Below are 14,190 nucleotides of genomic sequence, written 5' to 3' on the forward strand. Positions count from 1 at the left end.
GGAAGCTGACCCATACATGACCGAGCACCGCAGGTGGGGCGCTCGGTCGCAGCGCCCCCTGCCCCTCAAGCCGAACTCTAACCTCCCTCCGGCAACAAGCTGCGATCAAACATGAACACCCGCCCACCCAGCGGCGTGTACTGGTACAACTGCTGCGGCCGGCCCAGCCTGGGCTGGTTCTTCTCGCCCGTGTCCTTCACCCACCCCAGCTCACGCAAGCGCTCCAGGCGTTTACGCAGCGAGGTGCTGTTCACCGTCTGCCCCAGGCATGCCTGAACCGCCCCCAGGGCATCGAGCACGGTGAATTTCTCCGCCAGCAGGTACAGCGGCAAGCTGCTGTACACGGTCTTTGCCGCCAGCCGCTCGCGGGCCCGCTCCACCAGCAACGTGTGGTCGAAAGGCAAGAGCACCTTGCGCGCCAACACACTGTCCAGGTCGAAAAAGGCCAACTGCTCACCCAAGGCTGCCTGCCCAGGGCCGATCAAGGCGAGGTAATAGGTGCTCAGCGACCAGCCCCGCGGATCGCGAAACGCATTGCCCTCGGTACCCACCTGCTCCATGTAGCACGGCACCAGCCGGGTTTTTTCGCGCAACGCGCGCTCGGCCGCGGCCTCCAGGCTGATGTCAGGGGTGCGACCATTGACGATCACCCCCGGCAACGCCCACTGACCGGCATGCGGTTCGCGCTCACGGCGGTGCAACAACACTTGCAGATGATGCGCATCGGGGGCCAGGCGCAGGGTCACGATATCGACACTGGCCAGGACTTCAACTGTACTCACCGGGTTGCTCCTCATTCACTGGCTTAATAATCCACCAGAGACACTAAGTAAATCAATAAGCAAATCCACGGGGAAAGACGCTTGACACACTTAGATCACCAGGTAGATTATGTAGCCAGTCCAGCAAGGAGAACCGCCATGAAAATCGCCAGTTTCGATGTCGATGCGCAGAACGGCTTCACCGGCAACGCGCCGCAGGAACTCCCGGTTCCCGAAGGCCATGAAATTGCGGTTGACCTCAACACCATGGCCCTGCGCGCGGACCTGCGCCTGGGCAGTAAAGACGCCCACCCGGCCAACGCCGCCTGGGTTGTCGCCGACCCGGCGCACATGCTGCAGCCCCTGCAACTGGCCAACGCCGACCTGACCTGGGTCAGCCACTGCGTCCCCGGCACCCCTGGGTTCGAGCTGCTGCCTGGCCTGCCGGCGCCCATCGATTACGACTATTTCGTTTGGAAGGGTGTCGAGCCCGACCTGCACCCCTACGGCGCCTGCTATCACGACCTCGCCGAACGCCGCTCCACGGGGGTCATCGAATACCTCAAGGTACAGCAGGTAGGCGCGGTGATCGTCGGTGGCCTGGCCCTGGACTACTGCGTCAAGACCACCGCCCGGCAACTGCGCCAGGCCGGTTTCGAAGTGCTGCTGTACCTGCCGGCCTGCCGCGCGCTGACTCAAGCAGGCGCTATCGAGGCGTGCGGCGCCCTGGCCGCCGAGGGGGTCATCCTCTGCGGCGACGAGGCCGCGCTCGACCACCAGCTTGCCCTGTTCAAGGAACAACGCCCATGAGCGAAAGTGTTTTCGGCCCCCGCATCATCCAGAACCTGCTGGACACCGACTTCTACAAGATCACCATGATGCAGGCAGTGCTGCACAACTACCCCAACGCCGAAGTGGAGTGGGAGTTTCGTTGCCGCAACGACGAAGACTTGTCTCCCTACCTGGCTGAAATCCGCTACCAGGTAGAACAACTGGCCGAGGTCACGGTGACCCATGACCAGTTGGCCTATCTGGAGAAAATCCCTTTCCTCAAACCGGATTTCATCCGCTTTCTCAGCCTGTTCCGTTTCAACCTGCGCTATGTACAGGTGGGCCTGGACGCCGCCGGGCAACTGGCAGTGCGCGTACGCGGGCCTTGGTTGCACGTGATTCTCTACGAGATCCCGCTGCTGGCGATCATCAGCGAGGTGCGCAACCGCTACCGCTACCGTGACGTGGTGATCGAACAAGTCGGCGAGCGCCTGTACCAGAAGCTCGACTGGCTGAAGGCCGAGGCCAGTGCCGAAGAGCTGGCCGGTTTCCAGTTGGCGGACTTCGGCACGCGCCGGCGCTTCTCCTACCGGGTGCAGGAAGAAGTCGTGCATATCCTCAAGCATGATTTCCCGGGGCGCTTCGTTGGCACCAGCAACGTGCACCTGGCGCGTGAGTTCGAGCTCAAGCCGCTGGGCACCATGGCCCACGAATGGTTCATGGCACACCAGCAGTTGGGCCCGCGCCTGGTCGACAGCCAGGCCGCCGCACTGGAATGCTGGGTCAGGGAGTACCGAGGGCTGCTCGGCATAGCGTTGACCGACTGCATCACCATGGATGCCTTCCTCGGCGATTTCGATCTGTATTTCGCCAAGCTGTTCGATGGCTTGCGGCACGACTCTGGCGATCCACTGGTGTGGGCGGAAAAAGCCATTGCTCACTATGAACGGCTGGGGATCGACCCAAAGAGCAAGACCCTGATCTTCTCCGATGGGCTGGATTTTGCCAAGGCGCTGGGGCTGTACCGGGCGTTGCATGAACGGATCAATGTGAGCTTCGGCATTGGTACCCAGTTGACGTGCGATATCCCGGGGGTAGCGCCGATGAACATGGTTATCAAGATGACCGCGTGCAATGGGGCGCCGGTGGCGAAAATTTCCGACAGCCCTGGCAAGACCCAGTGCCGGGACGAGAATTTCGTGGCCTATATGAAACACGTTTTCAAGGCGAATTGATGGCGGCTGTGCCGGCTTCATCGCGGGTGATCTTGCGCCCACCAGGCCGGCACTGTCAGTCCACCTGCGGCACCTCCTATCCCCCACCCTAGGGAGCTGCCAATAAACCCTCCGGCGGCATAAGCTGAAACGGGCCGACTAATCTGTGCGGCCCGCCTTAACACGTTAGAAATTGAAGGTATAACGCATGATCAATCGATTTTCATTGGCGCTGTCCGCATAGGTCGATCGGTTCGTAGCGTTACGCCATTGAAAAGAGACGCCTTTGGCTGGGCCACTCTGGATGACATAAGAGAGGTCGGTCACTCGCTCCCACTCTTCACCCTCGCTCCCATTTTGACGAAGTGAAGCGGCTTGGCGGGTTGTTAGCAGAGCAGGATCAATATCATCGCCTTTCGTATATCGGGTGGTGAAAAGCAATCCAGGCACGCCCAACGCGGCGAAGTCATAATCGTATCGGGCGAACCAGACACGCTCGTTGGGCGCAGTGAATGTACTGACCAGCGACTCACCGAACAGGTAGGTATCTGTGCCGTTTATGAACGCAAATGGCGTGTCGCCCCACGCCTTCTGATAGCCGCCCCCGATGATGTGCCCATTTATGCTATAAGCAACGTAGCTACTCAGTGTCCGGTTATCTACGCTACCCAGTTTTTTAGCGCCGGTTTCGCTGGCATCGAAAAAGCGAACATCCGCAATGACATCACCCTTCAAAAACGGCCGACTGACTTTGATTTCGCCGAAGTAGGACTTGTAGAGATCATCAAGTTCGGCGGCGTGCAGGCTAAGTCGCATGTCCTTATCAGCTTTGTAATCGAAGGCAATGTAATTGTAATGGTCAGCTTCGACCGGGGCATAGCCAAATACCGTGAGTGATTCGAAATCGGTAGAGTTACGCTGTTTCACAGCGTTGACCCTTGTGGCCGTAACCGTCAATGCATCAATATCGTTGACCGTCAGAGAACCCCCGCGAAAAACCTGAGGCAACAGGCGACTGTTATTGCTCCAGAGTAAAGGCATCAGAGGACTTAGCCCTCCTACTCTCAACTCAGTCTTGCCTACCCTGGCTTTGGCGGTGGTCACGAATTTTCCATACTCGTCTTCCACGTTTCTGTCGGAATCGAAGGGCAATAGTCCAGATCCCGTTCTGTCAGGGCTAGCGTCAAGCTTGACCCCCAACAAGCCCATGGCGTCGATACCGAAGCCCACGGGGCCTTCTGTGAAGCCGGATTGCAGGTTCAGGATAAAGCCCTGTGCCCACTCATCGCGCTTGGACTGCGCAGCCCCATCATTACGGAAATCGCGATTGTAATAAAAGTTTCGAAGCTCGAGACCACCTTTGAAATCTTCCACGAACGCAGCAGAAACATAAGGCGTCACCAGCAGAGCAGCAGAACAGGCTAATGACTTTTTATTAAAACCACCCATCACAGGCACCCTTATTATTGTTGTATGTTTGTGCATGAGCCGCAGGTCACCCCCATGCAAATGATGAACGTCGACCCCCTGCCTACAGCGCCGACATCAGGTCAGATCGTGTGAAACAATGACCTTGTTCCTCACCACCGTGGAGTCCGCGCGCGACTGGTTGATCAGGGTCACAGCAACAGCACCTACCAGACCGGCAAGGCCGATTGCCATGAAGTTCTGCTCCAGCGGCAAGGCCATCGATACGAGTGCCCCAATCAAAACTGGCGCGACTATCGCTCCGATACGACCGACCCCCGACGCAAAGCCCACACCCGTTGAACGGATGGTGGGGGGGTAAAAATCCCCGGCATACGCATAGGCCAGAAGTTGGGTACCGAGCGTGGAGCCACCCACGATGAACACGACGACGAAGAGCAGTTCAGTAGAACGCGTGTAACCCATTAGCGTGAGTGCAACTGCACCGACCACGTAAAACACCACCAACACCTGCTTGATGCTGAATTTATCGCTGAGCCAGCCACCGAAAAGTGCACCGAATATCGACCCGAGGTTGAACACAATAACGAAATTCAGGGCGGAACCGAGGCTGAAACCCGCCATGGCCATGAGCTTGGTGAGCCATGAGTTGAGCGCATATACCATGAAAAGCCCAGTAATGAACGCCAGCCAGATCATGACGGTGCTGTAGGCACGCCCTTCCTGGAAAAGGCTTCGTACAGGCTTGTCTTGCTCGGCAACAATATGAGGGTTACCGACAAGCGTAGTGTCATCCTTGATCATAAGTTCAGGACGAAGACGACGTGCAATGATTTTCAACTCGTCTTCCCGACCTTGCTTCAACAGGAAGCCGATAGAGTCGGGCATGGTCTTCAATATGAAAGGAATCAAAAAGACTGGTAGGGCTGCTACGTAGAAAACATATTGCCAGCCGTAGCTTTCGATCAGTTGCTTACCCGTGAGCGCTACCAAAATTCCGCCCACCGAATAGCCCGCGAAAACGAGGGTCACCAAGCGGGTGCGAACCTTCATGGGCGAGAACTCTCCCATCTGCGCCGTGCAGATAGGCAACACACCGCCGATTCCCAACCCTGCGATAAAGCGCAGGATGCTAAAGGTTAACGGATTGTCAGTGAAACCAGCGGCAGCAGTGAATAGGCTGAAGAGAGCCACACAGATTGCAATCATCTTTGGCCGACCTATACGGTCTGCCAGCGTCCCCAGAAAAATTGCCCCCAGCATGGTGCCAAACAAGGCTGAGCCAGCCATAACGCCGGCACTGGTTGCGTCAATTTGCATATCAACCATGATGGCTGGCAGTGCTGCCCCCACCACTGCCAAGTCGTAACCATCAATGATCAGTATCAGCACGCACCAAAAAAGAATCAACCCATGAAAGCGATTGAACTTAGACTCTCCGGCCAACGTGAACACATTCAAAGCACTCATACCGTATCTCCTTCAATCTTATTTTTTTCTACTGAAGTGTACTTACGTGTCGCGATCGCAGGCCAATCCAACATGCTCGACTGTCTGCATGAAACTGCCAGGACTGTCTTTCAGCCCAGGCACAATTTACGCACCCGCCCCATGCCTGAAGCCGAAGTACTTGCGGTAACTACTTTGATAAACGCGAGGTAGCGAGCCAGCACTTGGCGCTGACACGGGCAGGGACATTCTTTCCGGCCACCACAACCACTCAAGTCACGCCTGTTGGTCTCGAACGGTGATGATGGAGAGGCAGAAGTCGAGTTCGCCTAATTCGGGCGTTTGGGAGAGCAATCATTAAAACGGGTGCGGGCAATCAGGTCTTCAAATGTGCAGTGTGTACTGACACCGTGAGAGCCTTCGCCAAAGAGGTCGCTTTGGTCAGCTTGAGCATTGCAATCACAGCGTTCAATACATGCACCCACAGACAACCAGGGTCCACATGTTTGAAGATCAACAACATGCTGATAGCCAAAGCTAGGTAACGCAGGAAAGTAACAAGGCATCACGATGCGTCCCTCTGATTTGTTCTTATTGGGGAGAAGTCGCTGAAGCGTCAGAAAAATAATCGCCTTCGAATGACGTGCGTGACAATGGTAAAAGCGCCCAAAATCTGTGACCGGATTTGCCACTCACGATCGATAACTTCAGAAGGATTGTCCACGCACTTGCAGTGATAGAGCGGTGAGGGGGAGTACCGGTGCGGGCGACGTTTTGTGCTATGCCATGCACAACGCCAGAAACCGCGCCGCCGCCCGCGAGGGCGTAGCGGCGTGCGGCATCAATATGGAAAAACGACGCACCAATGCCTGGGGATGCACCTGCAAGCGTTGCAAAGCACCGTCCTCGTGGCGTATGGACATGGCTGAAACAAAGCCGATGCCCATGCCGGCACGCACCGCTTCCTTGACCCCCTCCACACCGGCGATTTCCAGCGCCACACGCATGGCTACGCCATCACGGGCGAATGCCCGCTCGACGATCTGCCGCACCCCCGAGCCGCTTTCACGCAACACCAACGGATAGGCCCCCAGCGCCGCCAACGACTGCTCGTGCGTGCCTGCCAGGGGGTGCCCGCGCGGCACGATCGCCACGATTTCGTCCTCGCGCCACGGCGTGGTGTGCGTGCCAAGGGGCAAGTCCTGGCCGGGCGGCCCCTCGATGAGGGCGATATCGACGCCGTCCAATGCCGCCACGATCTCCGCCGTGTTGCCATGCGAGGTCGTTACCAGCACGTCCGGGTACTGCCGATGAAAATCGGCAATCAGGTAAGGCAACAGGTAACTGGCGGGCGTGGTGCTGGCGCCAATGCGCAAGGTGCCGCGCTCCAACCCGCGCATGGCCTCGCGCAGGGCCTGGGCTTGGCGGAAGGTATCGCGCAAGCGCTCGGCGTGTGCGAGCAGTTGCTCGCCAGCCGCTGTCAGCCGCACGCCGCGACCGGCACGTTGGTAAAGGGGTTCGCCGAACGCCTCCTGCAGCAGCTTGAGCTGCCCGGAAACCGCAGGCTGCGACAGGTGCAGGGCCTGGGCCGCATGGCTGATGTTGCCATGCTCGGCAACGGTGGCGAATGTTATCAGCTGTTCTGGGGTCATTAACGGAAAATATCAGCTAAACGGATACTTGCCATCCTAAATTACGATTTTTTATAAGGTTATAACCGGATTAACGTAGGCCTCGTCGAATCATTGCCCGGAGGACTCACATGGCCACGGTACCGTCCCACCCTGCCTATACCCCTACCCTTTCCACCAAAGGGCGGCTCAATGGCATTCTGTTCGTCGCGCTGTTTGCGCTGGCTGTGACGCAACTGGCGGCCATACCCGCCATCGCCAGGCTTGGCATCAGCCCGCTGATTGTCGGCATCGTCGCCGGTGCGCTGTATGGCAACGCGCTGCGTGACGGCGTGCCGGCAAGCTGGGCCGCGGGTATCCATTTTTCCGCTCGCGGCTTGTTACGCATTGCCGTGGCGTTCTTCGGCCTGCGGGTGAGCCTGCAGGAAATTGCCGAGGTAGGCTGGTCGGGGCTCATCGTCTCGCTGCTGGTGGTTGGCAGCACATTGCTGATCGGCCTGTGGTGCGGCATGAAAGTCTTCAAGCTCGACCGCGACACCGCGCTGCTGACGGCCGCCGGTAGCGCCATCTGCGGGGCAGCCGCCGTGCTGGCATTCGAATCGGCGCTGCGCAGCGCCCCGCACAAGAGCGCTATGGCGGTAGGCAGCGTGGTGCTGTTCGGCACCTTGTTGATGTTTGTCTACCCCTTGGCGATCAACGCTGGCTGGCTGCACCTGGACACCTTGGGTGCCGGCCTGTTGCTGGGCGGCACCATCCACGAAGTGGCCCAGGTGGTCGGCGCCGCCAGCAACGTCAGCCCGGAGGTCACCCACATCGCGACCATCGTCAAAATGACCCGGGTCATGCTGCTGGTACCCGTGCTGCTGGTGGTCGGCCTGTGGATCAGCCGCTCGCGCCAGGCTGGCCAAGGCAAAGGCAACGGCCGCATCGCCATGCCCTGGTTCGCCTTCGGCTTCCTCGCCCTGGTGCTGGTGAACTCGCTGCAGGTGCTGCCCGGCAGCGTGACCCAGGCGCTCAACGGCCTGGATACCTTCGCCCTGACCATGGCAATGACGGCACTTGGCATGGAAACGCGCTTGAACCAGATTCGCCAGGCCGGGCCACGGGCGCTGGCGACCGGTGCGCTGCTCAACCTGTGGCTGGTTGGCGGCGGCCTGGCAATCACCCTTGGGGTGCAGAAGTTGTTGAGCTGATCGACAACCGGGCGGCGAAGCAGGCGCAGCCCTGCAAAGGTTTTTCACCGCCCCCCTCGTTGCCGCCCACATTTCTCGGTATGGTGTTGTCAAAGAAGGATGTTTTACCCGCACAGGAAAGACTTAGATGCCTCAACGCCATGTCATCAATGCATCCGTCAGCCCCAAAGGCAGCCTGGAGACGCTGTCACAACGTGAAGTGCAGCAACTGAGTGAAGTCGGTACCGGTAGCCTTTACACCTTGTTCCGCCAGTGCGCCCTGGCCATCCTCAACACCGGCGCCCATGTCGACAATGCCAAGACCATCCTTGAGGCTTACCGGGACTTTGAGGTGCGTATCCACCAGCAGGACCGTGGCGTGCGCCTGGAGCTGCTGAATGCCCCGGCCGACGCCTTTGTCGATGGCGAGATGATCGCCAGCACCCGCGAAATGCTGTTCAGCGCCCTGCGTGACATTGTTTACACCGAAAGCGAACTGGCCAGCCAGCGCATCGACCTGGAAAGCTCCCAGGGCATCACTGATTACGTGTTTCACCTGCTGCGCAACGCCCGCACCCTGCGCCCGGGTGTGGAGCCCAAGATGGTGGTGTGTTGGGGCGGCCACTCGATCAGCAGCGAAGAGTACCAGTACACCAAGAAGGTCGGGCACGAACTGGGGCTGCGCAAGCTGGACGTGTGCACCGGTTGCGGCCCTGGCGTGATGAAGGGCCCGATGAAGGGCGCGACCATTGCCCATGCCAAGCAGCGCATGCATGGCAGCCGCTACCTGGGCCTGACCGAGCCGGGCATCATCGCTGCCGAGGCGCCCAACCCGATCGTCAACGAACTGGTGATCCTGCCGGACATCGAGAAGCGTCTGGAAGCCTTCGTGCGTGTCGGCCACGGCATCATCATCTTCCCCGGTGGCGCCGGTACGGCAGAGGAATTCCTCTACCTGCTGGGTATCCTCATGCACCCGGATAACCACGAGCTGCCGTTCCCGGTGGTGCTCACCGGCCCGCGCAGTGCCGAACCCTACCTGCAGCAGTTGCATGCCTTTGTCGGTGCCACGCTGGGCGAGGCGGCGCACCGCTTGTACGAGATCATCATCGACGACCCGGCAGAAGTTGCCCGGCACATGGTCGAAGGGCTCAAGGCGGTGAAGCAGTTCCGCCGCGAGCGCAACGACGCCTTCCACTTCAACTGGTTGCTGAAGATCGAGGAAAGCTTCCAGCGCCCCTTCGACCCTACCCATCAGGCCATGGCAGAACTGGACCTGCGCCGCGATCTGCCACCGCACGAACTGGCGGCCAACCTGCGCCGGGCGTTTTCCGGCATCGTCGCCGGCAACGTCAAGGACAAGGGTATCCGCCTGATCGAGGAGCACGGTCCTTATCAGATTCGTGGCGACAGCGCTGTGCTCGATCCACTGGGGCGGTTGCTGCAGGCGTTCGTCGACCAGCACCGGATGAAGTTGCCCGGCGGGGCGGCGTATGTACCGTGCTATCAGGTTGTGACCTGACAGCACCTTGCGCTAATGCGCGTCAGTCATGCAACTTGGGGCCGCGTTGCGGCCCATCGCCGGCAAGCCAGCTCCCACAGGGATCGCCTCAGGGCTGACAGGTGTTTGTCAGAAGATATGCAGCGCCTGTGAGAGCGAGCGCCGCCCGCGCGGCGCTCGATCTCACAGGCGCTGAAGATGCTGCGGCTACCCTTGCCAGAAACCATAGAATCTCCCACAGGGATCGTATCAGGGCTGACCAAGGCTGAAGCCTCACTGGCCAACCCCCGCCATCGACCGCTCGACAAAACGAATACTGTCCCGCCCACCCCGCTTGGACTGATACAACGCCACATCACCCTGCTCGATCAGTGCCGCCAGACTCGCCGGCGGCTGGTCGAACAAGGTGGCGCCAATACTCAGCGTCACCGCCTCCGGCGTCGGCACCGTCTTGCCCGCATACAGCTGGAACTGCTCCCGCAAGATCCCACCCAGGTCCAACACCCGCTCATTGCTGGTGCCACTGAGCAATATGACAAACTCGTCCCCGCCCAAACGCGCTGCCAGCGACCGCTCCGGCAGCACCGTACGGATCATCTCGCTCAGGGCAACCAGCAACCGATCCCCGGCAATATGCCCATGCAGGTCATTGACCAGCTTGAAATTGTCGATGTCGATCAGCAGCAAAGCACCGGGCTGGGTGGGGCTGACGTTTTTGAAAAAAGGGGCTGCCCGCACTTCCAGGGCCCGCCGGTTGTACAGCGCGGTCAGTGGGTCGCGTGCCGCCAACCGGGCAATCCGCTCCTCGCGTCGGTAACGCACGGTGCCAGTCATCGACAAGGCAATCAGCATGATCGCCATCGCCCCCTCCACCAGCGAAACCTGAATGATCAGCCCGCCAAACGTGGCCAGGTCAATCAAGGTACCCGGTGCAATCGCAATGATTGCCTTGACCACATAGAACACACCATGGAGCAACAGCACGTAGCGCAGCTGCACCGCGCCAACGCTCAACGACTTGCCATGGGGCCGCAACAGGAGGCTCGCCTTGAGGGTCAGCGCCGCCACCAGCAACGAGTTGACCATCAACATCACCTTCGACCACTGCGGCCCCACGGGCAACAGCAGCAAGGCGAACCAGACCAGCACAATGATCAGCCACGCCCGTGACAAACGCTCTTGGGTAAAGCGCAGCACACCCCACAAGAAAAACCCATGGGCCACCACCAGCAAGCCATTGGCGAACCAGATGCCGATGAACAGCAAACCGAGCCCGCGCAACAAGGCCAGCACGCAACCGACCGTGATGGTGGCGAAGCCCGCGCTCCACAACAGAAGCGAGGACTCGCGAACACTGCGCCATTCAATTGCCAAATACAGGGCAGCCGCTGCTGCCAGGGCAACCGAAATGGTCAGCATCGTAGCTGGATCTAGCGCCATATACGCTTGGGCCTATCTGGTTAACAAGGAAAAAGGGCGCGATTGTATGCGCTTGTGATGACTTTTCAGAGGGGCTCTGGTCGGGAGCCTGTAAATCATAGCTCAACCGCAGGAACGCCTGCGGCAGCACCGATATCATATTGATATCACCGCAGGCTGAATAGCTGACCTGACGATCAGCCACCTTCCCTTCATGAGGCCCACGGTCAGGCCCAGGCAGCCATTTCCTTGCGCCAGATCGTTACGCTACCGCGCTGTGCTCCAGCCGGTGTCACAACACCCGCTTGATCAACGGCTCCAGGCGGCTGTAACGCAACCGCCGCAGGAACCGACGCACTTCCTTGGGGTGTTCGGCCTTCACGCCCAAGGTCTCCAGTGAATCGATCGGCGGCGCGAACCGGCGCAACCCGTCGAGCTCCGCTTCACGCGGCGCCAACCATTGCCCATGCGGGTCGTCGATCAGCAAGCCGTTCTCCAGGTCCAGGTTGAACCCCCGCGGGTTCAGGTTGTTGCCGGTCAGCAGCGAATAACGCTGATCGACCCACACCCCCTTGGCATGAAACGTATGCCCCGGATCGTTCCAGATGCGCACTTGTAGCTGCCCGCTGGCTATCGCCGCCTGGCGGCGCCGAACGAAGGTGCGCAAGGTGTCCTCGTACAGGTAAGGCAACGCGCCACTGGCACTGAACGGTTCACCTGGCGGGATATAGAAGTCGTTCGCTGTGCGGTCGCCGACAATCAACTCCACCCGCACCCCCCGCGCCAACGCTTGGTCAAGCTCGCGCATCACGACACGTGGCGGGTTGAAATACGGCGTACTGATGATGATCTGCGCCTGCGCCGCCGCCAGCAGCGCACACACGGCCCGGTTCAACCGGTTGCCTCGGCCCACCCCCAGCAGCGGTATGACCCGCAGGCCCTGCCCTGGCTCAGGGGCCGGGGCCTGATAGGCCATGCGCCGCAACCGGGCGCGCAGGCGCCGGATGTCACCGCGCAGGCTACGGGTAGAAGGTGGCGCCGGCAGATCGAGACGCGGCGTGGCGGCCGGATGCAGCAGGCGCTGCACCAGGTCGGCCATGGCATCCGCCAGTGCCGGTGACTGGAACAGGTGATAGCGGTCCAGGCGGTAGCGTTCGAAACGGTGCAAGTACACGTTGTTCAGGCTGGCACCGGTATAGATCACACAGTCGTCGATGATGCTGCCCTTGAGGTGCAACACCCCAAACAGCTCGCGGGTCTGCACCGGCACCCCATGGATGGCGATCTCCAGCCCGTGCAACTGGCGCTGGGCCTGGTACCAGGCCGCATTGCCCGGCTGACGCCCGGCCCCCAGCAGCCCGCGGCGGGCGCGGAACCAGTCGACCACAACGGTGATTTGCAGGCCTGGGCGCGCGGCCTTGGCCTGGTACAAGGCGTCCAGTACTTCCTGGCCTGCCTCGTCTTCCTGCAGGTACAGGGCCACGATGACAATGCGCCGGGTGGCCATGCCGATACGCTCGAGCAGGCAGGCACGGTAGGCCTTGGCATCGGGCAGCACCTGAATCGAGTCGGGTGCGATAGCGTAGCCTGGCAGGCTTGCCAGCAAGGTTTCGGGGTTCACTGACAATCACCTTCTCTATGCGATCACTGTCGGCCCTGCCAACGGGCAGAGCCATTCCTGGCCGCTGCGCCCTGGGTGTAAGATCGACCCGGCAACGACCTATAACAACAAGCACCACGCGAGGCCCTGTTTTCTCACTGCCCCTGACAAACCACGGCTCAGCTTGCACAGGTACAGCGCAATGGTCCACCCCGTTTCTGCAAACCCGCCGCTTTCTAGTGTAAAGCGTTGTTCGGTCAAGACCTTCGGCTTTCTGATTTTGCCCAATTTCACCACGATCGGCCTGGCATCGGCCGTCGAAACACTGCGCATGGCCAACCTGGCCGCACACCAACCCTTGTTTCGCAGTGTATTGATTGCGGCGGATGAAGCACCGGTGGTGGCCAGCAACGGCATGCGCGTACTACCCGACTACAGCATCGCCAACGCCCCTGCCCTGGACACGCTGCTGGTGGTAGGCGCCAACCCGATCGACCGTGGCCGCGGCAACCGCCCGCTGATCGAGTGGCTGCGCCACCTGGCACGGCAACACCTGCCCCTGGGCGGTATCTGCACCGGCAGTTACCTGCTGGCCAAGGCCGAGCTGCTCACCGGCTACCGCTGTACCATCCACTGGGAAGACCTACCAACCCTGCAAGCGCACTTTCCCGGCATCGTCATCTCCAGCCAGCTGTTCGAGCTGGACCGCGACCGTTATACCTGCTCGGGCGGGGTGGCGGCGATGGACATGATGCTGCAACTGGTAGCCCGCGAGCCCGGTGGCCAGGCTATTGCCGCCAAGGCCGCCGAACTGCTGCTGTGCGATCGCGTGCGTGGCGAGCGCGACCGCCAACGGGTGCCGTTGCGCACCCTGCTCGGCAGTGCCCAGCCCAAACTCAGCCAGGTGGTGGCGATCATGGAGGCCAACCTCGAGGAACCGCTGACCCTGGAGGAGCTGGCCAGCCTCAACGAGGTGACCGTGCGCCAGCTCGAAAGGTTGTTCCACAAATACCTGCAACGCACCCCCAGCCAGTACTACCTGGAACTGCGCCTGTCGCACGCACGGGAGTTGCTGCTGCGCAGCGATGTGCAGGTGCGCGAAGTGGCGCTGGCGTGCGGGTTCAGTTCGCCAGCGCATTTCTCCAAGAGCTACAGCCGGTTCTTCGGGTTGTCACCACTGGGCGAGCGGCGGCAGGCCTCGCTGCACTGACAGGGGTCATGGGCTAGGTCAGGTTCGCACCCTT

Annotated in this window: 11 protein-coding genes; 5 read left to right on the plus strand and 6 right to left on the minus strand. The window is 60.3% G+C overall.

All coding sequences use genetic code 11. The features are described 5' to 3' along the window. Positions 1–77: 77 nt before the first annotated feature. Positions 78–782 carry an NUDIX hydrolase gene (locus tag ACF8SD_RS23455; protein ID WP_173889689.1) on the minus strand — a complete coding sequence of 235 codons (705 nt, stop codon included), beginning with the start codon at positions 780–782 and terminating at the stop codon, positions 78–80. 138 nt (positions 783–920) lie between these two features. Here ACF8SD_RS23455 and ACF8SD_RS23460 point away from each other — a divergent pair, with 138 nt between their 5' ends. After that, complete coding sequence (locus tag ACF8SD_RS23460; RefSeq protein ID WP_173889691.1) at positions 921–1,571, plus strand: isochorismatase family protein; 651 nt, start codon at positions 921–923, stop codon at positions 1,569–1,571. Further along, positions 1,568–2,767, plus strand: a complete 1,200-nt coding sequence (gene pncB / locus ACF8SD_RS23465) for a nicotinate phosphoribosyltransferase (protein WP_392485238.1) — start codon at positions 1,568–1,570, stop codon at positions 2,765–2,767. Before ACF8SD_RS23460 ends, pncB begins: the two co-directional genes overlap by 4 nt. 165 nt (positions 2,768–2,932) lie before the next feature. On the opposite strand, the gene ACF8SD_RS23470 is transcribed toward pncB, so the two are convergent. The 3 genes from ACF8SD_RS23470 to ACF8SD_RS23480 form a co-directional block, all read right to left on the minus strand. Further along, positions 2,933–4,195: an OprD family porin gene (locus ACF8SD_RS23470; RefSeq protein ID WP_392485239.1), complete on the minus strand. Its 1,263-nt coding sequence runs from the start codon at positions 4,193–4,195 to the stop codon at positions 2,933–2,935. 96 nt (positions 4,196–4,291) lie between these two features. Continuing rightward, a complete protein-coding gene (locus ACF8SD_RS23475; RefSeq protein ID WP_029887978.1) occupies positions 4,292–5,644 on the minus strand; it encodes an MFS transporter in 1,353 nt (450 codons plus the stop codon). 758 nt (positions 5,645–6,402) lie between these two features. After that, the gene (locus ACF8SD_RS23480; protein ID WP_392485240.1) at positions 6,403–7,275 is read right to left on the minus strand and encodes a LysR family transcriptional regulator; all 873 of its coding nucleotides are present in this window, start codon (positions 7,273–7,275) and stop codon (positions 6,403–6,405) included. Positions 7,276–7,385: 110 nt separating this feature from the next. Between ACF8SD_RS23480 and ACF8SD_RS23485 the strand changes: the two genes are divergently transcribed. Beyond that, positions 7,386–8,447, plus strand: a complete 1,062-nt coding sequence (locus ACF8SD_RS23485) for a YeiH family protein (RefSeq protein WP_392485241.1) — start codon at positions 7,386–7,388, stop codon at positions 8,445–8,447. Between the two features lie 127 nt (positions 8,448–8,574). Next, complete coding sequence (gene ppnN, locus ACF8SD_RS23490; protein WP_173889698.1) at positions 8,575–9,948, plus strand: nucleotide 5'-monophosphate nucleosidase PpnN; 1,374 nt, start codon at positions 8,575–8,577, stop codon at positions 9,946–9,948. A 252-nt stretch (positions 9,949–10,200) separates the two neighbouring features. Here ppnN and ACF8SD_RS23495 read toward each other — a convergent pair whose 3' ends face one another. After that, complete coding sequence (locus tag ACF8SD_RS23495) at positions 10,201–11,346, minus strand: GGDEF domain-containing protein (protein WP_173889700.1); 1,146 nt, start codon at positions 11,344–11,346, stop codon at positions 10,201–10,203. Between the two features lie 292 nt (positions 11,347–11,638). Further along, positions 11,639–12,967, minus strand: a complete 1,329-nt coding sequence (pssA, locus tag ACF8SD_RS23500) for a CDP-diacylglycerol--serine O-phosphatidyltransferase (protein WP_173889702.1) — start codon at positions 12,965–12,967, stop codon at positions 11,639–11,641. 181 nt (positions 12,968–13,148) lie between these two features. Between pssA and ACF8SD_RS23505 the strand changes: the two genes are divergently transcribed. Then, a complete protein-coding gene (locus ACF8SD_RS23505; RefSeq protein WP_173889704.1) occupies positions 13,149–14,156 on the plus strand; it encodes a GlxA family transcriptional regulator in 1,008 nt (335 codons plus the stop codon). The last annotated feature ends 34 nt before the right edge of the window (positions 14,157–14,190 follow it).

It is taken from the genome of Pseudomonas sp. CJQ_9 (assembly GCF_043106615.1).
Taxonomy (GTDB): Bacteria; Pseudomonadota; Gammaproteobacteria; order Pseudomonadales; family Pseudomonadaceae; genus Aquipseudomonas; species Aquipseudomonas juntendi.